Source organism: Saccharopolyspora tripterygii (assembly GCF_054778355.1).
Genome location: NZ_BAAGZP010000018.1, coordinates 42,355 through 68,116, shown reverse-complemented (window position 1 = coordinate 68,116; position 25,762 = coordinate 42,355). Strand labels below are relative to the sequence as shown.

Below are 25,762 nucleotides of genomic sequence, written 5' to 3'. Positions count from 1 at the left end.
TGCGACGTCATCCCTTGGTGTGCTCGTTGAGGGCGTCGAGCGCCGAGGTCTTGGTCTCCTGGTCGACCGAATCGGCCTGGGCCTCGGGCGGCGCGACCGGCTCCAGGTCCGGGCGAGTGGGTTCGCGACGCTCGGCCACCGGCTGGAACCGCGGGTGCGAGGGCGGTGCGGGCGGCATCGGCCCGCGCCGCGCGAGCCCCCGCGGCGGCTGGCTGGCGCTGATGTAGAAGCCCTGCAGCAGCAGCACGATGATCCCGACGATCAGCGCGGTGATGGCCAGGTAGAGGCCGTTGCGGTCGTTGTTGAACCACCACAGCCCGCCACCGACGCCGCAGGCGATGCCGGCGACGACGGCCAGCAGGTGGAAGAGCAGGTGGACGGGATAACCCCGCACGGCCGACACCTCCCCGGTGCAACGCGGCGTGGGAACTGGCCCTCTCGAAATCAGCACGCGCACGGACCGCGGCCGGTTGCCCCGGGGCCGGATTCGCCACGCGGCGATTCCTCATCCGATGCTAGACCCGGAGACCCGCGATCCGCTCGATCAACGATCGTTCGGAGCAGGCGAATCGATCCGAGACGGGTCCCGTTTTCACCCGTTGGGGCGATCGGGACCGGACGCGAGCAGCGTTCAAGACGACCCGCCCCTACCGTTGAAACCAACAGGCCACAGTGGATCCGCGCAGTTGATGACCCGGGTGCGAACGGCCGATCGGCCGGGTTCGCCGGAGAGATCGCGCGGGTATCCGATGGGTGAGAACCGGCTAGTTTCGGGGGTGTTGCCGGTGCTGAATTCGTTGACCGGGTTCGCCGCGGCGGCGGGCGTCGGCATCGGAACGGTTCTGGTGTTCTCGATCGTGATGTCGTGGGTCGAACGCGGCATGCTCGGCTCCGGCACGACTCGCCGCGGGAGGCACCGCGAGCGGCGCAGCTTCACCGCGTCCTACCGGAGGCGCCGGGCCGCGCTGCTGGCCAGGGGCGCCTCCCTTCCCGCGGTGGCGGCCGCCGCCGAGACCGCGCGGCGTCGGCGCACCGCCGTCGTCATCGCCGGAGGTCCGGGCGCGATGCGCAGGCCGGGCGCGCGGCACTCGTACTTCGACCGGCCTACAGGACCTCGAAGTCGGCGAAGTCGAACCCAGGCGACACGACGCACGTGACCAGCGATTCGACGGTCGCCGCGGCCGAGGCGCACTGCCAGGTCCCGGCCGGGATCACCGCCTGCGGCGTCTGACCCGCACCCGCGCCCAGCACGACCTGCTCGGGGTGCTCCGAGGGCTTCGCGCCGGTGCCGCCCAGCTGCAGCGCGAGCGGGCCGCCGCGGTGCCACAGCCACACCTCGTCGGAGGCCACCACGTGCCACGCCGAGCGCTGGCCGGGCGGGAGCAGGAAGTAGATCGTGGTCGCCGTGGGGCGCGTGCCGTTCGGGCGTTCGACCTCCACCGAACTGGCCCAGGTCCGCCGGTACCAGCCGCCCTCGGGGTGCGGCATCAGGTCGAACTCCTCGGCGGTGCGGCTGCGCGACTCCAGCGACAGGAAGTGCCCCTTGACGTCGCGGCGCGCGTAGCGGATGCCGATCACCGACTCGCGCTCCAGCGCGCCGTAGACGTGCGGGAACAGCTGGTCGGCGGGCACTCCGGGCGGTGGCGCCGGTTCGGCGGCCTCCCAGCGCACCGGCGAGGACAGCCGCGCCGGGTCCAGCTCGATGGCGACCATCGGCTCCTCGACGTGGCTGTAGAGCGCGTTGGCCACGGCCAGCGTGGTGGGCACGTCGGGGGAGCAGTGCACGAAGCCCTGAGAGCTCAGGCTCTCGGCGGTGATGGGCTGGTCGCGGTCGCTGTGGAAGGTGCGCAACGGCAGCAGGTGCAGCAGGGTCGATCCGGTCACGTGCCACAGTGTCCCTCGTCCTCGGCGCCTGAAGCGATCACCCGGTTAGGATTTTCGCCGTCTCGTGATCGCCGAACGGGAGGTTCGCCATGCGCATCGCAGTGCTCGACGACTACCAGGACGTCGCCCGGAGCTACGCCGACTGGGACGGGCTCGACGCCGAGGTGTTCACCGAGCACATCGCCGACGTCGACGAGCTGGTGGCGACGCTGGAACCGTTCGACGTGATCGCGGCGATGCGCGAGCGCACCCGCTTCCCGCGCGAGGTGATCACCCGCCTGCCGAACCTGAAGTTGCTGGTCACCACCGGTATGCGCAACGCCGCGATCGATCTGGAGGCCGCGAGCGACCACGGCGTGGTCGTCGCGGGGACCGGCAGCGGCGGGGGCTGGGGCGCGACCTCCGAGCTGACGTGGGGGCTGATCTTCGCGCTGCTGCGCGACATCCCGGGACAGGACCGGCAGGTCCGGACCGGTGGCTGGCAGACCGGCGTGGGGGTCGAGCTCGGCGGCAAGACCCTCGGCCTGCTCGGGCTCGGGCGGCTCGGCTCGCAGGTCGCCGATGTCGGACGGGCGTTCGGGATGGACATCATCGCCTGGAGCAGCAACCTGACCGAGCAGCGCGCGGCGGAGGCAGGCGCGCGGCTGGTCGGCAAGGACCAGCTGTTCGCCGAGTCCGACGTGCTCAGCGTCCACATGGTGCTCGGCGAGCGGTCCCGCGGCCTGGTGGGCGCCGAGGAGCTGGCGCTGATGAAGCCGACCGCGTTCCTGATCAACACCTCGCGCGGTCCGATCGTGGACGAGGCCGCGCTGCGGGCCGCGCTGCACGAGGGCCGCATCGCGGGCGCCGGCATCGACGTGTACGGCACCGAGCCGCTGCCCGTCGACGACCCGTGGCGCAGCACCCCGCGCACGGTCCTGACACCGCACATCGGCTACGTCACCGACGACACCTACGAGGCCTTCTTCACCGAGACCGTGGAGAACATCCGAGCCTTCGCGCAGGGGTCCCCGATCCGGGTGCTAAACGGAGGCTGACCGGCCGGAAAATCACCCCTTGACTCAGGGGGAGACCGACATCACAGTCATACCAACCAGTCGGTCGGCCTGTGGACAAGGGAGTCCTTCCATGACTGTTCAGGAGCCCCCCAGAACCCCCAAGAGACTGCTCGGCGCGGCGCTGATCGCGAGTTCGATCGAGTGGTACGACTTCTTCATCTACGCCACCGCGGCCGCGCTCGTGTTCGGCACGCTGTTCTTCCCCGACGCCTCACCGCTGATCGGCGTGCTGCTGTCCTTCGCGACGTTCTGGGCCGGGTTCGTCGCCCGTCCCATCGGCGGTCTGGTCTTCGGCCACCTCGGTGACAAGATCGGCCGCAAACCGGCGGTCGTGACCTGCCTGATCCTGATGGGCTCCGCGACGTTCCTGATCGGCGTGCTGCCCGGCGCGGGAAGCATCGGCGTGGCGGCCCCGATCCTGCTGGTGACGCTGCGGTTCCTGCAGGGCATCGCGGTCGGCGGGCAGTGGGGCGGCATCGTGCTGCTGCTCACCGAGAACAGCGCGAGCGGGAAGCGCGGCATGGCGGGCACGTTCGGTCAGATGGGCGTGCCGTTCGGGGTCATCTTCGGCAACCTCGCGTTCCTCGGCGTGGGCGCCCTGATGAGCCAGGAGGAGTTCATCTCGTGGGGATGGCGGCTGCCGTTCCTGTTCAGCGCGGTGCTCGCGCCGGTCGTGCTCTACATCCAGCTCAAGATCGAGGACACCCCGGTGTTCCAGGAGCTGCAGGAACGCCAGGAGAAGCAGGTCGTCAAGGCTCCGCTGGTGGAGGTCCTGCGCGAGCACAAGCGCAGCGTGCTGCTGGGCGCCGGACTGCTGTTCGCCACGAACACGTTCTTCTACATCGGGATCTCCGGCCTGCTCGACTACGGCACCCGGGAGCTCGGGCTGCCCCGCCAGCAGCTGCTCGGCGTCACGCTGCTGACCTCGCTGGCCGGCATCTTCGTGATCTTCTTCTCGGGCTCGTTGTCCGACCGGCTCGGTCGTCGCCCGATGATCCTGCTAGGCGCGGGGATCCTCGCGCTGTGGTCGTTCCCGTTCTTCTGGTTGATCGACACCGCGTCGATCTGGCTGATCGCCCTGGCCGGAGTGATCGGCAGCGTCGGCCAGAGCATGACCTACGGTCCGCTGGCGGCCTACCTCAGCGAGCTGTTCCACCCCAGGGTGCGCTACTCGGGTGCGTCGCTGGCCTACCAGCTGGCGGCGATCCTGGTCAGCGGTGGAACCCCGTTCATCATGACCGCGCTGCTAGCCGCCACCGGCACCTCGGCGTCGGTCTCGGTGTTCCTGCTGGCGATGTCGTTGTGCACCTTCGGTGCGGCCTACTTCCTGCGCGAAACGCGCACGGCTGAAACAACGTCGCCCCGAACGCGCGCCGAAGCCTGAACCTGGGAACGGGTCTCCGCGACGAGCCGCGTGGAGGTCCACGAAGGCCGATCGGCCCGGGGTTCGCCCCGGGCCGATCGTCGTTGCGCTGCCGTCGTCGGGTCAGACGTCCTGGGCGAGGGTCTTGACCTGCTCGATGAGCTTGGCGCGGCCCGGGGCGTCGCCGGCGAAGGGCGTCACGTTGAGGGTGGTGACGCCGGCTTCCTTCATCGCCGCCAAGCGCTCCTTGACGTGGGACTCGGTGCCGATGAGGGAGATCTTCTCCAGCAGGTCGCGCGGAACGGCCGCGGCGGCCTCGTCCTTCTTGCCGTCGAGGTAGAGGTTCTGGATCTCCTCGGCCTCGGCCTCGTAGCCGTAGCGGCGGGCGAGGTTGTTGTAGAAGTTCTTGCCCTTGGCGCCCATTCCGCCGACGTAGAGCGCGACCATCGGGCGCACGAAGTCGACCAGGTCCTCCAGACCCTCGCCGATGGCCAGCGGCGCCTGGGCGACCACGTCCAGCGGCGGCAGCGAGGCGTCGCGCTTGGCCTTGCCCGCGGCGAGCGGCTCGCCCCACACGTCTCCGGCGCGCTCGGGCAGGAAGAAGATCGGTTCCCAGCCCTCGGCGATCTCGGCGACCATCTCGACGTTCTTCGGGCCGATCGCGGCGATGAGGATCGGGATCCGCTCGCGCACCGGGTGGTTGATCAGCTTCAGCGGCTTGCCCAGACCGGTGCCCTGCTCGGCGGGCAGCGGGATGTTGTAGTTCTTCCCGCTGTGCTCGACCTTCTCGCGGCGCCACACCTGGCGGCAGATGTCGACGATCTCCCGGGTGCGGCCCAGCGGCGCGTGGTACGGAAGGCCGTGGAAGCCCTCGATGACCTGCGGCCCGGAAGCGCCGATGCCGAGGGTGAACCGACCGTCGGAGACGAAGTCCATGCCGGCCGCGGTCATCGCGGTCAGGGTGGGCGTGCGGGTGTAGATCTGCAGGATGCCGGACGCGATCTCCAGCCGTTCGGTCTTCGCGGCGATGAAGCCCATCTGGCTGACCGCGTCGAACGAGTAGGCCTCCGGGACGTAGACGATGTCCAGCCCGGCCTTCTCGTACGTCGCCAGGTCGTCGACGGTTTCCTTGAAGCCTCCGCTGTAGTTCAGCGGCATCCCGATGCGCATCGGCCGTTCCTTCCCAGGTCCAGCGGAGGCGGGGTCGCGCGGCGACACCGCCGGGTTCTCCCGGCGAGGTTACCGCTGAGTACTGTTCAGCGGGGAGTGCGCCGGTACCGCCACATCGTGTGACTCACGTCCCAAAATCAGTCGTTCGATTTGCCCGAACCACGGTCGTCCCGGCCATGCTGTTGGCATGTCGTCAACCGAGTCCGTGAGTGCGTCGTGAAGCTGGCCATGCTCGACATCGGTTCCGCGGCGGCCCGCCTCGACATCGTCGACCTCGCCAGTCCGCGGATGCCGCGCGCCACCTGGAGCGTCAAGTCCCGCACGCGGCTCGCCGAGCACACCCGGCCCGACGGGCGGGTCACCGAGGAAGGCATCGCCGACGCCGAACGCGCCGTGCGGCACTGCGTGCGCGCCTCGGCGGACAAGCCGGTGGAAGCGCTGATCGCCTACGGGACCTCCGCGGTCCGCGATGCGAGCAACGGCGCCCGGATGCGCAAGCGGCTCGGGGAGGCCGCCGGTGTGCGCATCGGCGTGCTGACCCCGCGCGACGAGGCCGCGGTGGCCTACCACGCGGCGCGCCGCTGGCACGGTCGCGGCGGCAGGCCGATGACCACGGTCGACATCGGCGGCGGCACCATCGACGTCGCGACCGGCACGGGCATCGACCCCGGCCGCGTCGTCTCGCTCCCGCACGGCGCGGCTCGGCTGACCAGGCAGTTCCTCGCCGACGACCCGCCGACCCCCGAACAGCTGGCCGAGCTGCGCAGCGAGCTGCGGGAAACGATCCCGCCGGCGCTGCGGCGGGTCGAGAGCGGTCACCCGCTGGCGCTGTCGAAGGTGCTGCGCCAGCTCGCGGTGCTCACCGAGAGCTCGCCGGACGCCGTGGTCCGCCGTCCGCACCGGCTGCGCCTGGAACGCCTGTCGGAGTGGATACCGAGGCTGGCGGAGCTCGACCACCGCAAGCGCGCGAAGCTGCCCGGCGTCTCCCGCAGCCGGGGCAAGCGCATCCTGGCCGGGGCCATCGTGGCCGAGGTGATCATGGAATCGCTCGGGCTCGTGGAGCTGGAGATCTGCCCGTGGGGCCTGCGCCAGGGCCTGGTCTACCGGTTCCTGGAAGCGCGCACGCGCACCCGCGCCGACGCGCTCGACCTCGTCGGAACGCTATTCGACTGACCGGCGCGCGCGTTCGGCGGTAGCGTCTCGGGTAGATCGACTAGGGAGGCGCTGTGGCACTGGTGTTGCACATCTTGATCACGATGGCCGCGGTGTGGATCACCACCGCGCTGCCGGGCATCGAGCTCTCCGGCCAGGACACCACGGCGAAGATCCTGACGCTGCTGGCCGTCTCGGTGATCTTCGGCCTGGTGAACCTGGTGCTCAAGCCGATCGCCAAGACCCTCGGCTGCCTGCTCTACGTGCTGACGCTGGGGCTGTTCGGCCTGGTCGTCAACGGGCTGCTGTTCTGGCTGACCAGCTACCTCGCCGGGCAGCTGGACCTGCCCTTCCACGTCGACGGCTTCTGGGCGGCCTTCTGGGGCGCGCTGATCGTGTCCATCGTCAGCAGCGCGCTGGCGGGCATCGTCCGCCGCGTCGCGAACCCGCAGGAGGACTGAGCCGGTGCAGTTCGGACAGCGCGAACTCAGCGCGCTGCTGGTCGACGTGGTGCCGGAGGTCGCGGAATTCCTGGGCGTCGCACCCGCACCCGGTGACCTGCCGGAACAGGAGCGGGACGTGGCGCGGGTGCTCTCCCGCGCTTCGGTCTTCGGCATGGCCGAGGTGCGCGCCGCGGACGAGTCGGAGCTGCGCGCGGTCGTCGCGGTCGGCGACGGCGGTGGGATCCGGGTCCGGGTGCGCGGCGACGAGGTGACCGCCGACGTCGTGCGCCCCGACGCCCCCTGGCCGGCGCTCGTCGGGTGCCTGCCCAAGTCCGAGCCTGCCGGTGGCTGCGAGGTCACGGTCCCGACCCGCGAGCTCGCCGAGGCCCGGGCGGAATCGGCCGAGCGGGACCAGGCAGCGGACTGGCTCGCCTACGAGCTCAAGCAGCGCCAGGTCCCCACCGACGACGCCCGCGCGGTGGCCGACCTGCTCGTCCGCGCCGACGACACCGAGGCCTGGTTGCGGGTCGCCTACCGGGACGAGCACGGCGGGTTCCAGCGGTGGCGCCACGGCATCGAGGTCCGGCACTCGCCCACCGGGCGGTCGGCGGTGATCCCGGAGTCGCCGGACGACACGTTCACGATGGTCGCCCCGGCCGACGCCTACCTGCTCGGCAAGACCCTGCAGGAATACCTCGAAGACCTCACCCAGTCGGACCAGTGAATTCGAAGTTTTCATGTGAACTTCGACCCCATCCGATCCACCGAGTGAGGTCGAAGTTCTCATGTGAACTTCTACCCCACCCGACCTACCGAGTGAGGTCGAAGTTTTCATGTAAACCTCTCAACCACGGGACTCCAGGCGCCCGGCGATGTCCTTGCCGATCAGCAGGGATGCCGTGGCCGCGGGGGAGGGAGCGTTGAGGACGTGGACCCAGTTCTCGTCCTCGACCACCAGGAAGTCGTCGACGAGAGTCCCGTCCGGAGTGACGGCCTGGGCTCGCACACCGGCCTCGGCGGGCAGCAGATCATGTCCGCGCAGGTCGGGGAGCAGTGAGCGGGCGGCCCGCAGGAACAGCGGTTTGAACGCGGAGCGGGCGATCTCGGTCGCTCCGGCGCGCCAGTGCTTCTTGGCCAGCACCCGCAACCCCGGATCGGTGACGAGGCGCTGCAGGTGCCGGGGTGAGACCGCGCCCCAGCGGTACCCCTCGCGCGAGAGCGCAGGCACCGCGTTCGGCCCCACGTGCAGGCTGCCGTCGACCATGCGGGTCAGGTGCACGCCCAGGAACGGGAACGCCGGGTCCGGCACCGGGTAGACCAGCGCGTTGACCAGGTCGCGGGTGAACGAGGTGGTCTCGTAGTACTCGCCGCGGAACGGCAGGATCCTCGCGGGCGGGGTGGTTCCGGCGAGCTCGGCGACGGCGTCGCTGTGCAGGCCCGCGCAGTTGACCGCCCGCCGGGTGCGGATCTCGCCGCGGTTGGTGCCCAGCACCAGCTCGGAACCGTCGCGGCGGACCCCGAGGAGTTCGGTCGCGGGCCGCAGGTCGACGCCGCGCTCGGCCAGCAGCTCCGCGAGCTTCGCGCTGACCTCGGCGAAGTCGGTGATACCGGCGTCGGGCACGAGCAGCGCGCGCACCCCGCGCACGTGGGGTTCTCGCTCGCGCAGGCCGATCAGGTCCAGCTCGTGGGCCTGCACGCCGTTGGCCTCACCCCGCCGTTGCAGCTCGGCCAGGCGGGGAAGTTGATCGTTCGAGGTGGCGACCACCACTTTTCCGGTGCGCCGCACCGGGATTCCGTGATCGGTGCAGAAGCGGTACATGGCTTCGCCGCCTGCCCGCGCGAAACGCGCTTTCGCGCTGCCCGGCGGGTAGTAGAGTCCACTGTGGATGACCCCGGAGTTGTGCCCGGTCTGGTGCGCGCCCCAGTGGCGTTCCTTGTCCAGCACCGTGATCCGGTGGCCCGGATGTCTCTCGCTGAGCGCGTGAGCCGTGGCCAGCCCCACGATCCCGCCGCCGATGATCGCCACGTCGTTGGTCATGCCGCCATCCTGCTAGTCCGGATGCGGGGATGGGTGGGTGGGGAAGTTTTCATGGGAACTTCCCCACCCCACCTCCACCTGCCTTCCACGAGGGTGAACCGCCCTGGGGAATGTCCTGATCACCCGTTTCTCGGAGGCTGGGCGCGAGGCGATGTTCATCCGGCCTCAAGATCACCCTGTGCTAGGGTTCGTTCATCCTGTCGGGCGAACGAAGTTCGTTGCTGACAGTGGTATCGGCTTGATTACGAGCAGTGAGTTCAGAGCTCGCGTGGCTCATGCTGATGCCGAATTCCGCGCCGCATCCCCGGTCGCGGAGCCCTGCTGAGTTGAGTCGCGATTCGCCGCGCACGCGCCGAACCGCGGCCGGTTCGACGGTTACGAGGCGCTGTGACGCGGAGCAGTTCGGGTAGTGAGCACAAGACGATCCGGGCCCGCCTGACGCGCGTCGGGCTGGTGCCCAGCATCATCCTGCTGGCGATCTGGTTGGCGTTCTCCGCTGTGCCGATCTACCAGGGGTTCCACTCCCGGATGGTCGCCACGGAAGTCCGGGACGCGGCCATCCCGACCGCCGACGCCTTCGCGGCGTTGCAGGAGGAGCGGCGGCTCGTCGTGGACCGGTTGAGCTCCGGCGGAGCCGACCCGGCCGCGCTGGCCGCTCAGCGGCCCAAGACCGACCGCACCGTCGGCGAGATGCGCCGCACGCTGCGGACCGCGGGCGAGTCGAGCACCCCGGAGATCGCGGACAAGATCAAGTCGTTGGACGGCCTGCTGGCCCAGCTGCCCAAGCAGCGGCAGCGCGTCGAAACCGGTCAGGTCGGCCGGAACGACGCCCTCGGCTACTACAACCAGGTCCTCGACGCCGGGCTCGACGTGTTCGAGGCCTACACCGAGACCATCTCCGACACCGAGAGCGGCCACGCCGGGCACGTCGGCACCGAGCTGTTCCGCGCTGCCGACCAGATGTCGCGCGCCGCCTCGATCGGCACCGCTGCGCTCGCGGCAGGCGAGTTCAGCACCACCGAACACCTCGAATTCGCCCAGCTCGTCGGTTCCTACCGCAACACCCTCTCCGCCGAGGTCCCCGCCGCCGAGGCGCGCGCGGGCGACATCGCCGACCGGCTGCGCGAGGGGCCCGCCTGGATCCAGCTCGACGGGCTGGAGAACCAGCTGATCGAGCACCCGCCGCAGCGTCCCGGCAACTTCGACGTCAACGAGTCCGCCTGGCGCCAGAGCACCGCGCAGGTCTCCGCCGACCTCTCGAACATCGCCGTGGAGCAGGTGCGCTCGGGCGCGCTGATGGCGGTCAGCAACGCCAGCGGACACCTCATCGGCGTGATCGTCGGCAGTCTGGTGGCGCTCGCCGCCATGCTGATCGGCATCCTGCTGGCCGCCCGCAACGCCCGAGTGCTGGTCAACCGGGTGCTCGTCAGCCGGCTGGAACGGCTGCGCGACGACACCCTGCTGCTGGCCACCGAGCGCTTGCCCAACGTGATGGAGCGGCTCGAGCACGGCGAAGAGCTCGACATCGAGGCTGAGCTGACGCCGCTGAACTACGGCGCCGACGAGATCGGCCAGGTCGCCGACGCGTTCAACACCGCCCACCACACCGCGGTCGTCGCAGCGGTGAAGGAGAACCAGGCCAAGGAAGGCGCCAACAAGGTCTTCCTCGGCATCGCGCACCGCAACCAGGGCCTGGTGCACCGCCAGCTCAAGACCCTGGACAAGATGGAGCGCAGCGAGGAGCACCCGGAGCGGCTGGAAGGCCTGTTCCAGCTCGACCACCTCGCCACCCGGTCCCGGCGCAACGCCGAGAACCTGATCATCCTCGCAGGTGAGAAGCCGGGCAGGCAGTGGCGAAAGCCGGTGCGCCTGGTCGACGTGATCCGCTCGGCGGTCGCCGAAACCGAGCACTACTACCGGATCCGGGTCCACGCGGCGCCCGAGCTCTCGCTGGTCGGAGCCGCCGTGGGCGACGTGATCCACCTGCTCGCCGAGCTGATGGACAACGCCACCTCGTACTCGCCGCCCCGCTCGCAGGTCCAGGTCTACAGCAGCGACACGCCGCGCGGCGTGCTGATCCAGATCGAGGACGAGGGCCTGGGCATGCGCGCGGCCGACCGCGACGAGGCCAACGTGCTGATGGCCACCACACCGCGGTTCGAGGACATCACGCGTCGCGGTGACTCCCGGCTGGGCCTGTTCGTGGTCGCCAGGCTGGCGGCCCGCCGAGGCATCGAGGTCGACCTCCGCGAGGCCGAGGAGCAGGGCACGATGGCGTTCGTGCTGCTGCCCCCGCACATCGTCGCCGAGGAGTCGGCGCAGGCCGACAAACCGAGCATGTCGCAGCTCGCCGAGAAGGCACTCGAACGCGCCTCCGGGCAGTCCGTGGTCCGCGAGGCCCGGACCGAACCGGTGAGCGCGATCGACGAGCCCGTGGCCGAGTTCGAACCGCGCTTCCCGTCGGACGATCCCGACGCGGAACGGCCCGAACTGCCGCGCCGCGACCGCCAGCAGAGCCTGGCGCCGCAGCTGCGCGACGACCCCGACGGGGGAGTTGCGCACGACACGGCGGCGCTCCAACCGGAGCGGACTCGTGGCACCATGTCGGCGTTCCAACGCGGAACCCTGGATGCCCGCCGGGCCGGCGGCCGCGACCGAGCTTGACCCGACGATTCGAGGAGCAGCGCAGGAATGAGCGAACAGATCGGTTCTGACAACGACCTGAACTGGTTGTTGGACGACCTGGTCAACCGGGTCGTGGGCGCCCGCGACGGCGTGGTGCTCTCCGGTGACGGGCTGCTGCTGGCCAGGTCGGAGGGCTTGACGCCTCAGGACGCCGACCACCTGGCGGCCATGGCCTCCGCGTTGCAGAGCCTCGCCAAGCAGACCGGGAAGCACTTCGGCGGTGGAGGCGTCCGGCAGACCGTCGTGGAGCTGGACACCGCGTTCCTGTTCGTCACCGCGGCAGGTGCGGGTGCGTGCATGGCGCTGCTCGGCGACGAGAACGCCGACGTCGGCATGATCGCCTACGAGATGAACCTGATGGTGATCCGCGTCGGCGAGTACCTGAGCTCGGCCCCGAGGGTGGACGCCGCGGCGCAGCTGCGTCAGCAGTGAAGGCCGCACCATGTCTGAAGACGGCCAGCTCTGGCTGGACGAGGAGTCCGGGCCGCTGGTGCGGCCGTACGCGATGGTGCACGGACGCACCCGCCCCGCGCGGCCGGACCTCGACGTCGCCACCCAGCTGCTGACGTCGTGGGGCGGTGCGGATCGCAGCGGCTTCTCGGTCGAGCACGAGGAGATACTGCGGTTGTGCGTGCGCCCGATGTCCATCGCGGAGGTCGCGGCGCACCTGGACACACCCATCGTGGTGGCCAAGGTGCTGGTCTCGGACCTCATCGACCGCGGCGATCTGGTCACCGACAAGGCCTCTCGCCAAGTCCAAAGACCCAACCGCAAACTCCTGGAAGCGGTCCTGGAGGGCGTCCGCCGCCTGTGATCCCAGTTTTAGGGGTCGTTTCAGTATCGCCTTGCTTGGCGGTGCGGGTAGCGGAACCTCACACGCCGCCTGGGCTCCGTGCGCCGCGACTTATGTATGCCAATACACGGCGTCGCGGCGTACTCACCCAGACGACGTGTGAGAACCCGCGGCGGTGCGGGCTGAGTCCCACACCTGAAGCAACGGCTCCGCCGCATTCTGAAACGACTCCTTAGTCCAAACCGAGCGCCTTTCGTGCCCGAAATGTTCGCTCAGTTTGGACCAAAACTGGGAGGCTGTCGGGGAGAATCGCTCCCACACCGCGATTCGCTGCGGCACGATGGCGCCATGCGCGATCTCCACCCGCAGCGGGAACCCCACGCCTCCGGGCAGCTCGACGTCGGCGACGGCAACCTCGTCCACTGGGAGGAGAGCGGCAACCCGGACGGAAAGCCCGCGGTGTTCCTGCACGGCGGGCCGGGCGCCGGCTGCGTGCCGGCGCACCGCGGCCTGTTCGACCCCGACGTCTACCGGATCGTCCTGTTCGACCAGCGCGGATGCGGGCGCAGCACCCCGGACGCGGGAGAACTCGGCGCCGACCTCAGCACCAACACGACCTGGCACCTGGTCGCCGACCTGGAGCGGATCCGCGAGCACCTCGGCATCGAGTCCTGGCTGGTCCTGGGCGGATCGTGGGGCAGCACCCTGGCGCTGGCCTACGCCGAGACCCATCCCGAGCGCGTCACCGAGCTCGTGCTGCGGGGCGTGTTCACCTGCCGCCAATCCGAGATGGACTGGATCTACGCGGGTGGCGCGGCGAACCTCTTCCCGGACCGCTGGGCGGAACTCGTGGCGCTGGTGCCCGACGCCGAGCGGGACGACGTGCTGCGCAGCTACCACCGGATGCTGCACGACCCCGCCGAGCAGGTCAGGGGGCGTGCCGCGATCGCCTGGAGCCGCTGGGAGGCGAGCCTGATCGGCCTGCGGCCACGGCCCGAGGTGGTCGAGAACTTCGGCGATCCCGCGTTCGCGGCGGCCTTCGCCCGCATCGAGACCCACTACTTCGTGCACGGGGCCTGGCTCGCCGAAGGCCAGCTCCTCGCCAACGCCCACCGCCTGCACGGCATCCCGGGCACCATCGCCCAGGGCCGCTACGACGTCATCACGCCACCGTTCACCGCGTTCGACCTGGCGGACGCTTGGCCGCAGGCGGAGCTGAAGATCATCCCCGACGCGGGGCACGCCTACGACGAGCCGGGGATCCTCGACGCCCTGATCGAGGCGACGGACCGCTACGCGCGCTGATCACATCCACAGCACGCCGTCGTCCTCGTGCTCCCGGACCCGGTAGGCGATCATCCGGCGGAGCAGCTCCTCCGGAACCGGCTGCCCGTAGCGGAGCTTCACGGTGCCCTTGCCGGTCTCGAAGTCGGTGAGGTCGACGTCGAAGGCCTCGCGGGTGCTCGGCGTGAACGCGAAGTTCACGTGCTTGGCATGCCCGCTGAAGACGAACAGGATCGTCCCCGAGGGGTGCACCTAGGCCGGACTGCCCCACTTGATCGCCTCGGTCGCGTCGGGCACGGCATCCGCCGCCAGCTGCCGCAGCTGCTCCAGCAGCTCGCGCTTCTCACCGGAGAACCCGGCGAGGTACTCGTCGATCGTCGTCGGTCTGGCCATGCGGCGAGTCTGGCACGACGAGCCCGGCTCAGCGCCGGACGACGCGCAGCATGGTGTCCGCGTGCTCGCGGCGTTCGACCGTCTCGAAACCTTCGGAGGAGTAGAGGCGGATGGCCGGATTCGCCCGTTCGACGCTGAGGCTGATGCGCAGGATCCCCCGCTGCTCGGCGGCCTCGAACAGCGCCCGCAGGAGCGCCCGGCCGACTCCACGACCCCTGCTCGCGCGTTCGACACCGATGGCCAGTTCGGGTACGTCGGCCGCGACGAACCCGTGCGCCGGAGCGGTCTCGGTGAAGTACCTCAACCAGGCCGCCCCGAGCGGCGCGTCACCGTCCACCGCGATCACGCCGAGATCCGTTGCACGAGGCCATCCTTCGGCGTAGTGCCGGATGTCGAGCAGTGCGAGCGCTTCCGCGCGGCTGCGGCCCGGGTGGCTGGGTGCGTTGGCGGCCTCGACGAGCATGTCCTCGATGAAGACCGCATCTCCCGCCGCAGCCGGCCGAACGGTGATCGCGTCCATGCCGGCAGCATCGGGCTTGGGAGGCGCAATCGCAAGCAGCCGTCGGTGCGGGCGGCCATACTCGGCGGATGTCCAGTCGGATCGCTGTTGTCGCCATCGATGCCCACGACCCCGACGCGGTCGCCGCGTTCTGGTGCGAGGTCCTGGGCTGGAGCGTCGTCGATCGCGAGGAGGACGGCCTCGCGATCGGCCCGGCGGACGGTTCCTGGCCGCGCATCGACATCTTCGAGGTGCCCGAGGCGAAGACCGTCAAGAACCGCCTGCACTTCGACCTCCGCGCCGAAGACCGCTCCACGGCTGAGGAACTGCAACGCCTGGAGGCCCTGGGCGCCCGCCGCGTGGACGTCGGCCAGTCGCCGGAGGACACGTGGGTGGTCCTCGCCGACCCGGAGGACAACGAGTTCTGCCTGCTGCAGAGGTCGGTTGAGGACCTCCCGGAGGTTGAGCGACCCGCGGGTGGATGAGGCGCCCCCGGACGGATCGCCCCGTTGACCCGACTCGTGCCGCGCTCAGCGGACCGCGCCGACGCCCGTGATGTGAGCCGGCCCGCCGCCCGCGGCTCAAGTCAGAGCGGCTCGCCGTCGAGCCGGGGTTCGAAACGGCGGTAGGCGGCGATGTCGCGGAAGTGACGGCTGTAGAGGTCGTTCGTGGTGCTCAGGTCGTCGTTCAGCGCGGGTGCGACGTCGACGACTTCCAGGAGCCGGCTCGTGATCGTGTCCCCGAACGCGTTCTCGTGCGAGGTCTCCTGATCGCGTCCGTGCCGTTCCGCCGCGGTCTCCGCATCGTCGATCGAGTTGGCGTGGAGCACGACCAGATCTTCCCGGTAGAGCGGCCGATAACCGGGCGCTGGGGACGTCGACTCGAACAGGAGCGCGGCCACGAACATCTGCTGGTCTGCCATGTCCGCATTGTCGTTCGAGGGGCGCTCGCCGACATCCGGCTGAACCCGGAGACGGGTGGGGCTTCCTGCGGGATCGGCCCCAGCGCGGTGAAACGAGCGATGACGTCACGAGCCGGTGCGTGCGTGGGATGTGCCCTCGCAGGGGTGTCGAGCGGGAGGTGGCCGGGCGACGGTCCTGCCGGTGCCGGCGGCACCAACGGGCTACTGTTCGCCGATGAGGTGGTTGGACGAGACGCGGGAGGCCTACGACAGCATCGCGTCGAGCTATGCCGACGAAACCCGCGACCTGCTCGACAGGCTGCTCCACGTTCGCGCGGGAGTCGTTTTGTTCGCCGACCTGATCCGCGCGAGCGGTGGTGGACCGGTCGCCGACGTGGGCTGCGGGCCAGGGCGCACCAGCACCTTCCTCCGGGAGCTGGGCGTCGATTCGGTCGGCATCGACCTGTCACCGGCGATGATCGAGATCGCCCGGCGCGAGCACCCCGGAGGTCGGTTCGAGGTCGGGTCGATGACCCGTTTGGAGTTCGACGACACCTCGTTGGCCGGTGTGCTCGCGTGGTGGTCGTTGATCCACATCCCGGACGAGACGGTGCCGGACGTGCTCGCCGAGTTCCACCGGGTCCTGCGGCCTGACGGGGTGCTGGCGATCGGATTCCACGTCGGTGATGGCGTGGAGCGCACCGGCGCGTACCCCTCGAAGGCGCAGGGCTACCAGCGCCGGCCGTCCCAGGTGTCCGACTGGCTCCGCGGTGCGGACTTCGCACTGGAGTCCCAGCAGTTGCTGAGTCCCGACGGCCCGAGACCGGGCGCAATCTTGTTCGCCCGCAAGCCGCTGGCGACGCGCACGACGGAGTCGTAGACCGGGGGATCGCGGCTTGACGTTGACGCGACGTCAACGCCTAGCGTCGATTCCGTCGAGGTCGAGGAGGTGATGGCGGTGGAGTGGCCGATCCAGGAAGTCGCTCAGTCAGCGGGGGTCAGCAGCCGGACGTTGCGCCACTACGGTGACGTCGGTGTCCTGCCCCCGACCCGGGTGGGATCGAACGGCCACCGCTACTACGACCAGGACGCTCTCGTGCGGTTGCAGCGGATCCTGCTGCTGCGCGAGCTCGGTCTGAGCTTGAGCGCCATCGCCGAGGTCCTCGAAGGGGAGCAGGACGCGGTCTCCGCGCTGCACACCCACCTCGGCTTGCTGGAGCAGGAGCACCAGCAGCTGACCCGCCGCATCGCGTCGGTCAGCACGACGCTCGGCAAGCTGGAGAGAGGGGAGCCCCTGATGCCTGATGACGTCCTCGACGGATTCGACCACACCCAGTACCGCGACGAGGTGATCGAGCGGTGGGGCCGCAACGCCTACGAGCGGGGCGACCGCTGGTGGAGCTCGCTGTCGGACGACGACAAGCGCGAGTTCCAGCAGACCCAGGAGCGGATCGCGGCCGACTACGGCGAGGCGCACCGCAACGGCCTGACCGCGGACAGCGCCGAGGTCCAGGCCATCACGGCGAGGCACTGCGAGTGGCTCGCGCTCGCGGCCGGTCCGCCGAGCCGCGAATACTTCAAGAACCTCGGCCAGATGTACGTGGACGACCCTCGCTTCGGTCAGAACTACGACAAGCACGGCGAGGGGGCCGTCGGCCTGGTCCGCGACGCCATGGCGGTCTACGCCGACGAGAACCTGGAGTGACCGACGGACGGGAGATGAGAACCGCTGGCAATTCAGCGGTTCTCATCTCCCGGCCTAGTGGGCAGCGGTGCGCGCGCCGGGTGAGGCGTGCACGTCCGGGGCGGATGTGCTCTCGCGGGACCCGCACGTCCGCTCGATACTCGGCCGCATGAGCGATCCCACTGCTTCCACGCCCGGCGGATGGCACATCGGCCACGGAGAACTGCTGCTCCGCCACCGCTACGAAACGGTCAGCATCGTCAACGACATCCTCGTCGCGCTCTGGTTCATCGCAGGCAGCGTCATGTTCTTCCAGCCCGCGATGTTCACCCTGGGCACGTGGATGTTCCTGCTGGGCAGCGTCGAACTGGCGATCCGCCCGACCATCCGCATGATCCGGCAGGTGCACCTGCGCCGCCTCCACCACGCGGCCGGACACGAATCGGACCAGGACTTCTAGCCCCGGCTCGCCGTCACGTCTCAGAGCCCGAAAGCACCGCCTTCGACGAGGATCACCAGTCCGATGCCGATCAGGACCGCGGGCAGCACGACGTGGCCCTAGCGCGACAGGGATCGAGCGATCACGGGCCGTGTGGCGAAGTACCGGCCCGCAGCGCACCACACCGCCACCAGCGCGAGGAACACGACCGCGAACACGGCCAGCCCACCTGACCCGGCGGTGGCGAACACGGGGACGTACACCCCGATGTTGTCCCCGCCGTTGGCCAACGTCACCGCGGCGACCGCCCACGTCGTCGGGCCACCACCGAGGGCACCGATGACGGCGGCAGCAAGGATCGCCCCGAAACCCAGATACTGACCGCCGCCACGGAGAACGCACCACCGGCCGATTCTTCCGAACCGGGAATCGAGCTCCGGAGAGCCACCACTTCAGGCAATGCGAGCGGGAATTGCGGGTGTCGACAAAAAGATGATCCCGACCGCGCTGGTCGGGACCATTCTTCAACGTGGGCGATACTGGGATCGAACCAGTGACCTCTTCGGTGTGAACGAAGCGCTCTCCCCCTGAGCTAATCGCCCTTGTTCTGTTGTTCATTCGCCGTGCGAGGCGAACGAGAGGAACAATACACGATCGTTTCTAAGGCCCGAACAGGGGGGAGGCCAACCACGTCCAGCGCAGGCCGAGCCAGCCTCCGATCGTGCCGAACATGCCCAGCAGCCACAGCGTCACCACGACGACGAGGCCGGTGGTGGCCATGATCGTGAGCTTGGTGGCCATGTTCTGGCGGCCCAGCCACTGCACCCAGCGCTGGTAGTGGCGCTTGGCGAAGTTGTTGACCCGGTGCGCCCAGTCGAACTCGGTGGCGAGGATGCCGAGGCCCGCGAAGACCACCAGCCAGCCCGGGCCGGGATACGGGATCATCAGGATCCCTGCGAGCAGGACCGTCGCGCCCAGCACGCCCAGAACGATCCGGTAGGTGAGGTTCAGGGTCGGGCGGCGGCGGACGTGCTCGCGGTAGCCGTGCAGGCGCTCACGCAGCGCGTGCAGGCGCGGGTGCTTGGGTTGCTCGTGGCTGCCCGGATCCGCACCGGTGGTTCGGGCTTCCGGCTCGGCTTTGTCGTTCAGGGCTGTCCACCTCGGAGCCGTTCGTCGGGTTCGCACGCTCAGGATACGGTCGCGGTAGGTGTCAGGCGGTGCACTGGGTCACACGCGCCGGTGTGTCGGCAGCGCGCAATTGTGCCCTCGCCGGGTAAACAGTGTCTTGCTGTCAAGCGGACAGACGGGTGCTCGACGCCTGGGGCTGTGACTCAATTGTGACTGGGATCATCGTCCGGTTCGTCCTGAGCCGGGTCTTTGGACTCTGTCGCGAGCTTTCGATCCTGGTCACACTGTGAGCCGACTCTCGACCGCGCGTTCGGTGTCGTGCGTGCGCTGTAACCGACGCGGTGAGAACGATTAGCCCGAACCGGTGACATCTCGTGGTGGACATCTCATCGAGGGCGTTTTCGGGAAAATGCGAAGGGCCTTCGTCGCTTATTCTTGAGTCACGTCAGGCGAACCCTGCGAAGCGTGAACCCAGAGGTCAGCGGGTACGCATGAGGAGGATTCACCGGGCGTGAGCGACCGATCTGCAGACCGGGCTCGGACACAGTCCACCTAGTTACGGACAGTAGCGACGGTGGGTCACTGGGCGAGGCGGGTCCTCTGGGCCGGCCGCTCTGATCGGGAAGAGTTCGCGACGGATCGAGTCTCCGGCGTGGGCGACGGGCCCGTCCGATCGGAAGAGGATCGGCCGGAACCGGCGACCACCTCGACCCTGGAGTTTCGACCACGGAGTGCACTCGCTTGATCGCCCAGCGAAGTCGGGCATGCCCCGTCCGGGTGATCTATGCGGGAGTCGCGAGTAAATCTGCCCGATGAGGCGTCACAACTGTGTTGCTCGGTCGATAAACGGACCGGGGGGAGCAGGAAGGGGAGGACAATGCGTAATGATCACGTGACACTCCGTTCTACGGCCGTGTTCGATCTGCTGGCTCCGCAAGCGCCCGCAGTGCCGGTCCAGGTCGAACTCCGTTACGACACCCAGGATCCCTACGCCGTGGTGGCCGCGTTCCGCACCGGCCGCGCCGGGTGGGTCGAGTGGGTCTTCGCGCGCGACCTTCTGGCCGACGGTCTGATCGCGCACGCCGGCGAGGGCGACGTGACGATCCGCCCGGCGGTCGACGACCCCGAGGTCGTCGCCATCGAGCTGAGCTCGCCGTCCGGGCACGCCGTCTTCGAGGCCTCCGCGCAGGAGCTCGCCGACTTCCTGGACCGCACTTACGACGTGGTCGTCCCCGGGAACGAGAACCTGTGGGTCGACGTCGACGACGCGCTCACCCGCCTGCTGCCCTTCGACATGGGCTGATCAGGCCGAAGTCGCTGTGCCCGGCTGCGGCCGGGCGAGGTGCGGACCCCCCTTTGATCCCGATCTTGGGCGTGGTCTAGAGTTCACTGTGCAACGCGGCGGACGGGCCCGGGGACACCGGGCCAGGATGTCGCAGCAGGCGGATGTAGCGCAGCTGGTAGCGCATCACCTTGCCAAGGTGAGGGTCGCGGGTTCGAGTCCCGTCATCCGCTCTGGTTCTCTGGCGTTCCAGCCGGCTTGGGCATGGATGCGGAGTCCGGCGGAGTGGCCGAGTGGCTTAGGCAAGGGCCTGCAAAGCCCTGTACGCGGGTTCGATTCCCGCCTCCGCCTCGCGCGATTAGCTCAGTGGGAGAGCGCTACCTTGACACGGTAGAGGTCACTGGTTCAATCCCAGTATCGCGCACCAATTCTTAATGCAGGTCAGCGGCCTTGCTCCTCCATGGGGCGGGGCCGTTTTAGCTTGCGAATGGCGATGAAATGGCGATTAGGTCTTCATCGGTGGCCAGACTGGCTCGAAGCCGCGGGATCCACAGCAGGAGTTGCGCCCGTTCAGCGACCGACAGCGAGGCGACGGATTTCACCCAACGCGTCTCCAACGACTGAAGTAGGTCTTCGGTCATCGCCGGAGTGACGTGGTCGTAGACCCGGGCAATGCCTTTCATCTTCTGCCCAAGTCGGGCTCGGCGAGCGACCTCGGGCACCCCGTCCTCGGTCATCCACGTGTTGTGGCTGTGTCGGCCTTCGTGGAAGCTGAAATCGGACAAGATCGCCGGGGCGTGCCTACTGTGACGGGGCTCGTCTGGCCGCACTCCGTCCCAAGCGGGACGCCAACAGCGTTGCCGGAAGTTCGACCGGCGAAGTGGTGCTCGGTCCGGGGTGCAGAACACCCAGGGGCTGTCGTGCGAGTGCATCAGCGTTTCGTACGCCGTGGCGATACCAGGTGGCAGCGGTACCCACCGGGTCCCGGCCGGGCTCTTCGTTCGTCCCCTCTTCGCCGCCCTTCCCCGTCGCTTCGGACGCTGGGAAGCCGATGCTGGGATTCCTTCGAGCTCGCCTCCAGGACCCACTCGGCGGCCCCCTTTGAACAGGTGCCCACCGATCTCCTTGAGCGGTTCCTGGATGCAGATTGCTCGGTTTTCCCGGTCGTACTCATGACGTTGCTGTCCGACCAGCTCGCTCCAGCGTGCCCCGGTGTAGAGGTCCATGAGGCAGAGGACAACTCCCGACAGCCCAGCGGTGTGGTGCAGGCGCATGGCGGCTCGGAGAGCTTGGACTGGGTTCGCGACCAGCCGGTCTGACTCATAGGCGCCTGAGGTGACTCGGATACCTGAGCACGGGTTGGCGGGCATGCAACGAGCTCTGACGGCTGCGTTCAGCATCGTGGAAAACGTCGCGAAAACCGACGCCACGGTCGATTCCGCGTAGTCTTCGTGCAGCTCCGACACCCACTTCTCGATCTCCACGTAGTTGTTGAAGATCCCGATCAGCGGCCACGCGGACCACTGCGGTAGGAGCTGCGAATCCAGGTGGGACTTGTACTTGGCGAGAGTGCTGGGCTCCAGCCGTGGCGCCAAAGCATCAAGGAGCTCGCGTGCGAACGTGCCGAACGGCGTCTCGCCATCACGAGGGTCGATCCACATGTGTCTGCGGATCAGTGCTTCCTGCTCGTTGCCCCAGTTCTCGGCTGCTCTCTCGGAGGGGAACCCGGACTTGCTGCCCAATGTTCCGTCAGGGCGCTTGTACCGGGCGCGCCATCCTCCACTGTCGTCTCGTTGGCCGTAGGCCATGACCACTTCCTTCCTTGCTCTTTTCCTTTGTGTGGCCGCCCGGGCAAGATCTGTCGGGGCGGACATTTGTGTGGGGCTGTGCCCGGGTCAGGCCGCCCGAAACCCCTTCCTCCCCTGAGGCGTGGGGGGTTTCCTGGCGAGCCTTACGATTTCTGCGGCGTCCTCGCGGCTGAACCGGTAATGCTTGCCGAACCTGCGGTGCGGGATTAGCCCGGCTGCTGCCTGCTCCTTCAGCGTGCGTGGTGATAGCCGCAGGAGGTCTCCGAGCTGTTCTGCGGTGAGCAATGCATCGGGGTCATGCGGCGCTTGTTCGGCCAGTGCGCGGACGGCGTCAGCTAGTTCACGAGCTGCCGAGGCGAGTTCGGTCGCTGCGGGGATCGTGTCAGCATCTGGAGTAGCAGCATCGGCGAGCGGATCGTGCGGGTTCATGTGGCAGCCCCCTCAACCCCGTCGCGAGCATCGCGGCGGGAAGCGTAACGCCGGCGGATGGGATTGAGTCGCGACTCCCGTGTCACACACCACTGCACGGCCGTCCGGCTACGCCGTCGTGTTGGAGGAAAACCCACGTTGCTGGTGCTACACAGCTTGACTTCAAGCAACGTTGGCTCCCGGATTCTTTTCGTTGGAGAGCTCGGTGCGCCCGTTCTGTTGGTGGAGTCGCCGCAGGAAGATGTCGTGATAGTCGGCCCGCAGATCGATTCCCTGGAAAGATCGGCCCAGTCGTCGGGCGGCGAGGCCGGTAGTTCCTGCTCCCGAGAAGGGGTCAAGGGCACCGCCATCTTCAGGGCAGCCGACCGAAATACAACGCTCTGGAAGGTCGATCGGAAAAGGAGCGCAATGCGCTTCAGGTAGTGGTCGCGTGGATATCGACCAGATGTCTCCGACGTTCTTCCCGCCTCCTCGCGGTTGCCAGGATGATCGGATTGTGTGCGGCTTGTTGCCTCCGCGATGGTTCTTCCGATGATCCGGACGGTTCGGTGACAATGGTTCGACTGCGTGGGCTGCGTTGAAGTAATAGTCCGGCTGCTTGACCAAGAGGAAAACCATCTCGTAGCGCGAGGAGAACCGATCTGATGACGGATCAGGGATGGCGTTGGGTTTGTGCCACACAATCGAGTTGCGAATGATCCAGCCATCTTGTTGCAAAGTTAGGGCAGTCCGCCACGGAATACCCATGAGACTTTTGTGGCGCACCACTGCGGAGGCTGCGTCGGGCGTGTTTCTGCGCGTGTTTCCTGTGCCGCTGTTGTGGTAGCTGAAACTGTCCCGGACATTGAGCCAGTAAGTTCCCCGTGGTGTGAGAAGGCGCCAGACTTCCGCACTCACCGCTCGCAGGCGATCAACGTAGTCATCGATCGTCGGCTCCAGACCATATTGTCGATCGTGCGCAAGAGCGCCGCACTTCCTGCAGTTCTTGTTCATGCTCGAATGAGGCCACGAGGATGTCTGCTTCTTGGTGGTCCGGCGTTGATGGGGTGTTGTCCCCAAGGTGTGTCGGCACTCAGGGTTACCGCCGAGCCAAACTGCGGTTCCGTAATCGCGCAATCCCCAGTGGGGTGGCGAGGTGACGACACAATCCACCGAAGAGCTGGGAAGTGATGCCATGACCTGAAGGGTGTCGCCAAGATGCAATTCGATGGTCTCGTCACGATAGTAGAGCCTGTTCACGCGACACCTCGCTGCGGAGTTTTTTTACGACTTGCGCTGGTGGGGAGGCGGAAAACCAGCACGTCAAGATGCGCCGAGATGGTTGTCGTACGGCCGTGAATGTCGGTGTTTTCCGGGAGGTTTCCCGCGCGGCTGACGATTCTCGGGCGCACCCGGTTTCCCCGAATAGTTGCGGTCAGCGCGATGCAATGGTCGGCGGGGACGAGACCGATCGCGTCCGCGGCGTCGTGGATCTTGCCGGGTAGGTCGAGCAGCTTTCCGAGGCGGCGCCAGGGGCGGCAGGTGACCACGATGTGCCCAGCGGGCCAAACCCAGTCGGCGACGGCGTCCAAGTCCTCATACAGCCCCACCAACACCCGGCTTGGGTCGCTGCGCGGGGTGTGCCGCAGTCCCGTGAGCACGAGGTCGACGGCGCCGGGCAGTTTGGCGGCGCGGGGGTCATCGACGCTGTCCAGCAGGGTCGCGGAGCCGACCGGGCCGGCTAGGCGGGCGAGGTCGAGATTGGCTTCCAGGGCGGATTCCCACCATGGCTCGGTGGGCAGGCCGATTGCGTCTCGGCCCGCCCGGAGGGCTTCGGCCAGGATCAGTCCGGGTCCCGGGTTGGGGTCGCAGACGGCGTCGCCAGGGGCGGTGTAGGTGGTGATGATCTGCCGCGCGACGTCCGAGGTGAGTGCGGTGTCGGCGCGGGTGGCTCCGACGTGCCTGTCCGCGATCTGCCGGGGTGGGGTGGTGCGGCCGGTGTCCCAGACACTGCCGGGACGCAGGCGGGTCTTAGGCATGGCGGACCTCCGGAGACGGGGGCGAGCGGCGGAAGACGCTGGCGGTGGTGTGGATGCGGCGGTGGCCGCCGAGGGCGATCTCCCTCCGGCTGCGCCGGGTAGTCGGCCGAGGGGGCGACGGGGGTTGGTGGGCCAGGATTAGCCGGTCGGTCAAGATCAATCCGGCCAGCGCCGCGGCACGCGACAACTGCCCCGAATGGCTGATTCTTGCTTGGCGCTGATTGCTACTGTGCGTGAGTACGACGACGGTGCCGGCAGGGGCGAGCAGCGGTGCCCAGTCGGCCATCGCGAACGGGTCTGCGGGTTGGTCGGACCAGCCCGCGATGATCAACGCGAAGCCGTCGGAACCCGGACCGAACGACTCGCCGAGGGACTTCTGGTCGGTCAGGTTCGCGACCGGCTCGGCGACGTCGCCGGGCCGGGGTCCGAGTCCGGACCCGGACCCCCGGGCGCCGGGCAGCCCCCCACCCGCCGCGGCGAACTCGTGATCGCTGTGAGGCCGAAAGTCCGGACCAGTGGTCGCGCCGCGGCCGAGTCGGAGGACGGACTCCACGAGCCGGTCCCGACGCGTCCGGCTCGAACCCGTCGCGGGTGCCTCGGGGGCGGCGAGCATGATCCTGTCGCCGGGCGCGGTGTAGGTGGTGCTGATCATCGAGACCGCGGCGGTGACGATCTCGTCGGCGTCCGCGGCGGGGTCGACGAGACACAGCCGCACCGTCGCCGACACCGGCGGGCCGGTGCGTTCGCGGCGTGGTTCGCGGACCGACCCGACGCAGGGGTTTGGCCCGTGGCCGTCGGGGGTGTCAGGAGGCGGTACCTCCGGCATCGGGAGGACAGACATCGCGTGCTCCGGTGATCGGTCGCGTTGGGCAAGGACACCCCTGAAGTCCGCGAAAACGGCCCCGATTCGCCACCGGCTTCCAAGATTTTTTCTGACGACTCCTCAACCGGAGCGGACACCTAGCGTCACTGGCTTCGTCGACACCACTACCCACTAGTTGATCTGGAGGAGGGCTGCGCAAGATCAACCGTCACGCCGATTGAAAGCGGGCCAGCAGAGCGCGCGGTGGGACTGTTCAAGATCGCCCCGGACGTTTCTCAAGATCCTTTTTCTTGTTCCGTTCCTCCGCCTGGGCGCAGTGACAGCAAAGGAACAGCGTCTGACTAACGCCGCAGCGCACAGGCTTGCTGCTCGCTTGGGGTGCGATCTTCAAGTTGACCAGATGATGATCTTCCTGTTCCGGAACACGAAGATCATTTTAGTTTCGTCTTAGTGCACAACCGTGCGCTGCGCTGTTCTGCGCCTGGCCC

The 25,762-nt window shown here is 68.4% G+C and carries 30 protein-coding genes and 4 tRNA genes; 18 read left to right on the top strand and 16 right to left on the bottom strand.

Annotated elements, in window-relative coordinates; all coding sequences use genetic code 11:
• Positions 1–7 precede the first annotated feature (7 nt).
• Positions 8–394 (bottom strand): hypothetical protein, encoded by a 387-nt coding sequence (locus ACYVF3_RS14205; protein ID WP_461154681.1) that lies wholly within the window; start codon positions 392–394, stop codon positions 8–10.
• A gap of 391 nt (positions 395–785) precedes the next feature.
• On the opposite strand from ACYVF3_RS14205, the gene ACYVF3_RS14200 reads away from it, so the two are divergent.
• Positions 786–1,157, top strand: coding sequence for a hypothetical protein (locus ACYVF3_RS14200; RefSeq protein ID WP_461154680.1), 372 nt, complete (start codon positions 786–788; stop codon positions 1,155–1,157).
• Here the strand turns inward: ACYVF3_RS14200 and ACYVF3_RS14195 are convergent.
• Positions 1,105–1,884 (bottom strand): cupin domain-containing protein, encoded by a 780-nt coding sequence (locus ACYVF3_RS14195; protein WP_461154679.1) that lies wholly within the window; start codon positions 1,882–1,884, stop codon positions 1,105–1,107. The genes ACYVF3_RS14200 and ACYVF3_RS14195 overlap by 53 nt on opposite strands.
• Positions 1,885–1,973: 89 nt before the next feature.
• Between ACYVF3_RS14195 and ACYVF3_RS14190 the strand changes: the two genes are divergently transcribed.
• Positions 1,974–2,921, top strand: coding sequence for a D-2-hydroxyacid dehydrogenase family protein (locus ACYVF3_RS14190; protein WP_461154678.1), 948 nt, complete (start codon positions 1,974–1,976; stop codon positions 2,919–2,921).
• 91 nt (positions 2,922–3,012) lie between these two features.
• Entirely contained in the window at positions 3,013–4,326 is a 1,314-nt protein-coding gene (locus tag ACYVF3_RS14185; protein ID WP_461154677.1) for an MFS transporter, read from the top strand.
• 102 nt (positions 4,327–4,428) lie between these two features.
• On the opposite strand, the gene ACYVF3_RS14180 is transcribed toward ACYVF3_RS14185, so the two are convergent.
• Positions 4,429–5,475, bottom strand: coding sequence for an LLM class F420-dependent oxidoreductase (locus ACYVF3_RS14180; protein ID WP_461154676.1), 1,047 nt, complete (start codon positions 5,473–5,475; stop codon positions 4,429–4,431).
• 216 nt (positions 5,476–5,691) lie between these two features.
• On the opposite strand from ACYVF3_RS14180, the gene ACYVF3_RS14175 reads away from it, so the two are divergent.
• The 3 genes from ACYVF3_RS14175 to ACYVF3_RS14165 are packed head-to-tail and all read left to right on the top strand — an operon-like array spanning position 5,692 to position 7,794.
• Positions 5,692–6,648 (top strand): Ppx/GppA phosphatase family protein, encoded by a 957-nt coding sequence (locus ACYVF3_RS14175; RefSeq protein WP_461154675.1) that lies wholly within the window; start codon positions 5,692–5,694, stop codon positions 6,646–6,648.
• A gap of 53 nt (positions 6,649–6,701) precedes the next feature.
• Positions 6,702–7,088 (top strand): phage holin family protein, encoded by a 387-nt coding sequence (locus ACYVF3_RS14170; RefSeq protein ID WP_461154674.1) that lies wholly within the window; start codon positions 6,702–6,704, stop codon positions 7,086–7,088.
• Positions 7,089–7,092: 4 nt separating this feature from the next.
• Positions 7,093–7,794, top strand: coding sequence for an ESX secretion-associated protein EspG (locus ACYVF3_RS14165; protein WP_461154673.1), 702 nt, complete (start codon positions 7,093–7,095; stop codon positions 7,792–7,794).
• 120 nt (positions 7,795–7,914) lie between these two features.
• On the opposite strand, the gene lhgO is transcribed toward ACYVF3_RS14165, so the two are convergent.
• A complete protein-coding gene (gene lhgO / locus ACYVF3_RS14160; RefSeq protein ID WP_461154672.1) occupies positions 7,915–9,108 on the bottom strand; it encodes an L-2-hydroxyglutarate oxidase in 1,194 nt (397 codons plus the stop codon).
• A gap of 387 nt (positions 9,109–9,495) precedes the next feature.
• On the opposite strand from lhgO, the gene ACYVF3_RS14155 reads away from it, so the two are divergent.
• The 4 genes from ACYVF3_RS14155 (at position 9,496) to pip (ending at position 13,891) form a co-directional block, all read left to right on the top strand.
• Entirely contained in the window at positions 9,496–11,772 is a 2,277-nt protein-coding gene (locus ACYVF3_RS14155) for a sensor histidine kinase (RefSeq protein ID WP_461154671.1), read from the top strand.
• A 27-nt stretch (positions 11,773–11,799) separates the two neighbouring features.
• A complete protein-coding gene (locus ACYVF3_RS14150; protein ID WP_461154670.1) occupies positions 11,800–12,225 on the top strand; it encodes a roadblock/LC7 domain-containing protein in 426 nt (141 codons plus the stop codon).
• A 10-nt stretch (positions 12,226–12,235) separates the two neighbouring features.
• Positions 12,236–12,607 (top strand): DUF742 domain-containing protein, encoded by a 372-nt coding sequence (locus tag ACYVF3_RS14145; protein WP_461154669.1) that lies wholly within the window; start codon positions 12,236–12,238, stop codon positions 12,605–12,607.
• Positions 12,608–12,934: 327 nt separating this feature from the next.
• Positions 12,935–13,891, top strand: a complete 957-nt coding sequence (gene pip, locus ACYVF3_RS14140) for a prolyl aminopeptidase (RefSeq protein ID WP_461154668.1) — start codon at positions 12,935–12,937, stop codon at positions 13,889–13,891.
• Here the strand turns inward: pip and ACYVF3_RS14135 are convergent, their stop codons facing one another.
• Genes ACYVF3_RS14135 through ACYVF3_RS14125 form a run of 3 tightly spaced genes read right to left on the bottom strand, consistent with a single transcriptional unit; the run spans position 13,892 to position 14,783 of the window.
• On the bottom strand, positions 13,892–14,122 hold the full coding sequence (locus ACYVF3_RS14135) for an iron chaperone (protein ID WP_461154667.1): 231 nt from the start codon (positions 14,120–14,122) through the stop codon (positions 13,892–13,894).
• The gene (locus ACYVF3_RS14130; RefSeq protein ID WP_461154666.1) at positions 14,123–14,263 is read right to left on the bottom strand and encodes a DUF1801 domain-containing protein; all 141 of its coding nucleotides are present in this window, start codon (positions 14,261–14,263) and stop codon (positions 14,123–14,125) included.
• A gap of 28 nt (positions 14,264–14,291) precedes the next feature.
• A complete protein-coding gene (locus ACYVF3_RS14125; RefSeq protein ID WP_461154665.1) occupies positions 14,292–14,783 on the bottom strand; it encodes a GNAT family N-acetyltransferase in 492 nt (163 codons plus the stop codon).
• Positions 14,784–14,851: 68 nt separating this feature from the next.
• Here ACYVF3_RS14125 and ACYVF3_RS14120 point away from each other — a divergent pair, with 68 nt between their 5' ends.
• On the top strand, positions 14,852–15,247 hold the full coding sequence (locus ACYVF3_RS14120) for a VOC family protein (protein ID WP_461154664.1): 396 nt from the start codon (positions 14,852–14,854) through the stop codon (positions 15,245–15,247).
• A gap of 101 nt (positions 15,248–15,348) precedes the next feature.
• Here ACYVF3_RS14120 and ACYVF3_RS14115 read toward each other — a convergent pair whose 3' ends face one another.
• Complete coding sequence (locus tag ACYVF3_RS14115) at positions 15,349–15,684, bottom strand: DUF4288 domain-containing protein (RefSeq protein ID WP_461154663.1); 336 nt, start codon at positions 15,682–15,684, stop codon at positions 15,349–15,351.
• A gap of 214 nt (positions 15,685–15,898) precedes the next feature.
• Here ACYVF3_RS14115 and ACYVF3_RS14110 point away from each other — a divergent pair, with 214 nt between their 5' ends.
• The 3 genes from ACYVF3_RS14110 to ACYVF3_RS14100 all read left to right on the top strand — a co-directional run bounded on the left by ACYVF3_RS14110 (position 15,899) and on the right by ACYVF3_RS14100 (position 17,807).
• Positions 15,899–16,543 (top strand): class I SAM-dependent DNA methyltransferase, encoded by a 645-nt coding sequence (locus tag ACYVF3_RS14110; protein WP_461154662.1) that lies wholly within the window; start codon positions 15,899–15,901, stop codon positions 16,541–16,543.
• A gap of 72 nt (positions 16,544–16,615) precedes the next feature.
• Positions 16,616–17,368, top strand: a complete 753-nt coding sequence (locus ACYVF3_RS14105; protein WP_461154661.1) for a MerR family transcriptional regulator — start codon at positions 16,616–16,618, stop codon at positions 17,366–17,368.
• Positions 17,369–17,516: 148 nt separating this feature from the next.
• Entirely contained in the window at positions 17,517–17,807 is a 291-nt protein-coding gene (locus ACYVF3_RS14100) for a YrhK family protein (protein ID WP_461154660.1), read from the top strand.
• 98 nt (positions 17,808–17,905) lie between these two features.
• On the opposite strand, the gene ACYVF3_RS14095 is transcribed toward ACYVF3_RS14100, so the two are convergent.
• The 3 genes from ACYVF3_RS14095 to ACYVF3_RS14085 form a co-directional block, all read right to left on the bottom strand.
• Positions 17,906–18,082 (bottom strand): cadmium resistance transporter, encoded by a 177-nt coding sequence (locus tag ACYVF3_RS14095; RefSeq protein WP_461154659.1) that lies wholly within the window; start codon positions 18,080–18,082, stop codon positions 17,906–17,908.
• Between the two features lie 234 nt (positions 18,083–18,316).
• Positions 18,317–18,388: transfer RNA gene (locus ACYVF3_RS14090), tRNA-Val, on the bottom strand.
• A 58-nt stretch (positions 18,389–18,446) separates the two neighbouring features.
• The gene (locus ACYVF3_RS14085; protein ID WP_461154658.1) at positions 18,447–18,971 is read right to left on the bottom strand and encodes a TIGR02611 family protein; all 525 of its coding nucleotides are present in this window, start codon (positions 18,969–18,971) and stop codon (positions 18,447–18,449) included.
• A gap of 820 nt (positions 18,972–19,791) precedes the next feature.
• On the opposite strand from ACYVF3_RS14085, the gene ACYVF3_RS14080 reads away from it, so the two are divergent.
• The 4 genes from ACYVF3_RS14080 (at position 19,792) to ACYVF3_RS14065 (ending at position 20,623) form a co-directional block, all read left to right on the top strand.
• Positions 19,792–20,217, top strand: a complete 426-nt coding sequence (locus ACYVF3_RS14080) for an SsgA family sporulation/cell division regulator (protein WP_093412952.1) — start codon at positions 19,792–19,794, stop codon at positions 20,215–20,217.
• A gap of 139 nt (positions 20,218–20,356) precedes the next feature.
• Positions 20,357–20,429: transfer RNA gene (locus ACYVF3_RS14075), tRNA-Gly, on the top strand.
• A gap of 46 nt (positions 20,430–20,475) precedes the next feature.
• A tRNA-Cys gene (locus ACYVF3_RS14070) sits at positions 20,476–20,547 on the top strand.
• Position 20,548: 1 nt separating this feature from the next.
• Positions 20,549–20,623, top strand: a tRNA-Val gene (locus ACYVF3_RS14065).
• 49 nt (positions 20,624–20,672) lie between these two features.
• On the opposite strand, the gene ACYVF3_RS14060 is transcribed toward ACYVF3_RS14065, so the two are convergent.
• The 5 genes from ACYVF3_RS14060 to ACYVF3_RS14040 form a co-directional block, all read right to left on the bottom strand.
• Positions 20,673–22,004, bottom strand: coding sequence for a tyrosine-type recombinase/integrase (locus tag ACYVF3_RS14060; protein WP_461154657.1), 1,332 nt, complete (start codon positions 22,002–22,004; stop codon positions 20,673–20,675).
• An 87-nt stretch (positions 22,005–22,091) separates the two neighbouring features.
• Positions 22,092–22,433 (bottom strand): helix-turn-helix domain-containing protein, encoded by a 342-nt coding sequence (locus ACYVF3_RS14055; RefSeq protein ID WP_406689258.1) that lies wholly within the window; start codon positions 22,431–22,433, stop codon positions 22,092–22,094.
• A 162-nt stretch (positions 22,434–22,595) separates the two neighbouring features.
• Positions 22,596–23,672: a DNA-methyltransferase gene (locus tag ACYVF3_RS14050; protein WP_406689259.1), complete on the bottom strand. Its 1,077-nt coding sequence runs from the start codon at positions 23,670–23,672 to the stop codon at positions 22,596–22,598.
• Positions 23,669–24,451 (bottom strand): TRM11 family methyltransferase, encoded by a 783-nt coding sequence (locus ACYVF3_RS14045; protein WP_406689260.1) that lies wholly within the window; start codon positions 24,449–24,451, stop codon positions 23,669–23,671. Before ACYVF3_RS14045 ends, ACYVF3_RS14050 begins: the two co-directional genes overlap by 4 nt.
• On the bottom strand, positions 24,444–25,292 hold the full coding sequence (locus ACYVF3_RS14040) for a hypothetical protein (RefSeq protein ID WP_406689261.1): 849 nt from the start codon (positions 25,290–25,292) through the stop codon (positions 24,444–24,446). Before ACYVF3_RS14040 ends, ACYVF3_RS14045 begins: the two co-directional genes overlap by 8 nt.
• Between the last annotated feature and the right edge of the window lie 470 nt (positions 25,293–25,762).

What these genes read in the sequence shown, in the direction of transcription:
- ACYVF3_RS14185 (WP_461154677.1), top strand. Translation starts at nt 3,013, where the DNA reads ATGACTGTTCAGGAGCCCCCCAGAACCCCCAAGAGACTGCTCGGCGCG.
- ACYVF3_RS14045 (WP_406689260.1), bottom strand. Translation starts at nt 24,451, where the DNA reads ATGCCTAAGACCCGCCTGCGTCCCGGCAGTGTCTGGGACACCGGCCGC.
- ACYVF3_RS14150 (WP_461154670.1), top strand. Translation starts at nt 11,800, where the DNA reads ATGAGCGAACAGATCGGTTCTGACAACGACCTGAACTGGTTGTTGGAC.
- ACYVF3_RS14055 (WP_406689258.1), bottom strand. Translation starts at nt 22,433, where the DNA reads ATGAACCCGCACGATCCGCTCGCCGATGCTGCTACTCCAGATGCTGAC.
- ACYVF3_RS14145 (WP_461154669.1), top strand. Translation starts at nt 12,236, where the DNA reads ATGTCTGAAGACGGCCAGCTCTGGCTGGACGAGGAGTCCGGGCCGCTG.
- ACYVF3_RS14190 (WP_461154678.1), top strand. Translation starts at nt 1,974, where the DNA reads ATGCGCATCGCAGTGCTCGACGACTACCAGGACGTCGCCCGGAGCTAC.
- ACYVF3_RS14115 (WP_461154663.1), bottom strand. Translation starts at nt 15,684, where the DNA reads ATGGCAGACCAGCAGATGTTCGTGGCCGCGCTCCTGTTCGAGTCGACG.
- ACYVF3_RS14130 (WP_461154666.1), bottom strand. Translation starts at nt 14,263, where the DNA reads ATGGCCAGACCGACGACGATCGACGAGTACCTCGCCGGGTTCTCCGGT.
- ACYVF3_RS14100 (WP_461154660.1), top strand. Translation starts at nt 17,517, where the DNA reads ATGAGCGATCCCACTGCTTCCACGCCCGGCGGATGGCACATCGGCCAC.
- ACYVF3_RS14180 (WP_461154676.1), bottom strand. Translation starts at nt 5,475, where the DNA reads ATGCGCATCGGGATGCCGCTGAACTACAGCGGAGGCTTCAAGGAAACC.
- ACYVF3_RS14080 (WP_093412952.1), top strand. Translation starts at nt 19,792, where the DNA reads ATGCGTAATGATCACGTGACACTCCGTTCTACGGCCGTGTTCGATCTG.
- ACYVF3_RS14120 (WP_461154664.1), top strand. Translation starts at nt 14,852, where the DNA reads ATGTCCAGTCGGATCGCTGTTGTCGCCATCGATGCCCACGACCCCGAC.
- pip (WP_461154668.1), top strand. Translation starts at nt 12,935, where the DNA reads ATGCGCGATCTCCACCCGCAGCGGGAACCCCACGCCTCCGGGCAGCTC.
- ACYVF3_RS14110 (WP_461154662.1), top strand. Translation starts at nt 15,899, where the DNA reads ATGAGGTGGTTGGACGAGACGCGGGAGGCCTACGACAGCATCGCGTCG.
- lhgO (WP_461154672.1), bottom strand. Translation starts at nt 9,108, where the DNA reads ATGACCAACGACGTGGCGATCATCGGCGGCGGGATCGTGGGGCTGGCC.
- ACYVF3_RS14105 (WP_461154661.1), top strand. Translation starts at nt 16,616, where the DNA reads ATGGCGGTGGAGTGGCCGATCCAGGAAGTCGCTCAGTCAGCGGGGGTC.
- ACYVF3_RS14040 (WP_406689261.1), bottom strand. Translation starts at nt 25,292, where the DNA reads ATGTCTGTCCTCCCGATGCCGGAGGTACCGCCTCCTGACACCCCCGAC.
- ACYVF3_RS14060 (WP_461154657.1), bottom strand. Translation starts at nt 22,004, where the DNA reads ATGGCCTACGGCCAACGAGACGACAGTGGAGGATGGCGCGCCCGGTAC.
- ACYVF3_RS14125 (WP_461154665.1), bottom strand. Translation starts at nt 14,783, where the DNA reads ATGGACGCGATCACCGTTCGGCCGGCTGCGGCGGGAGATGCGGTCTTC.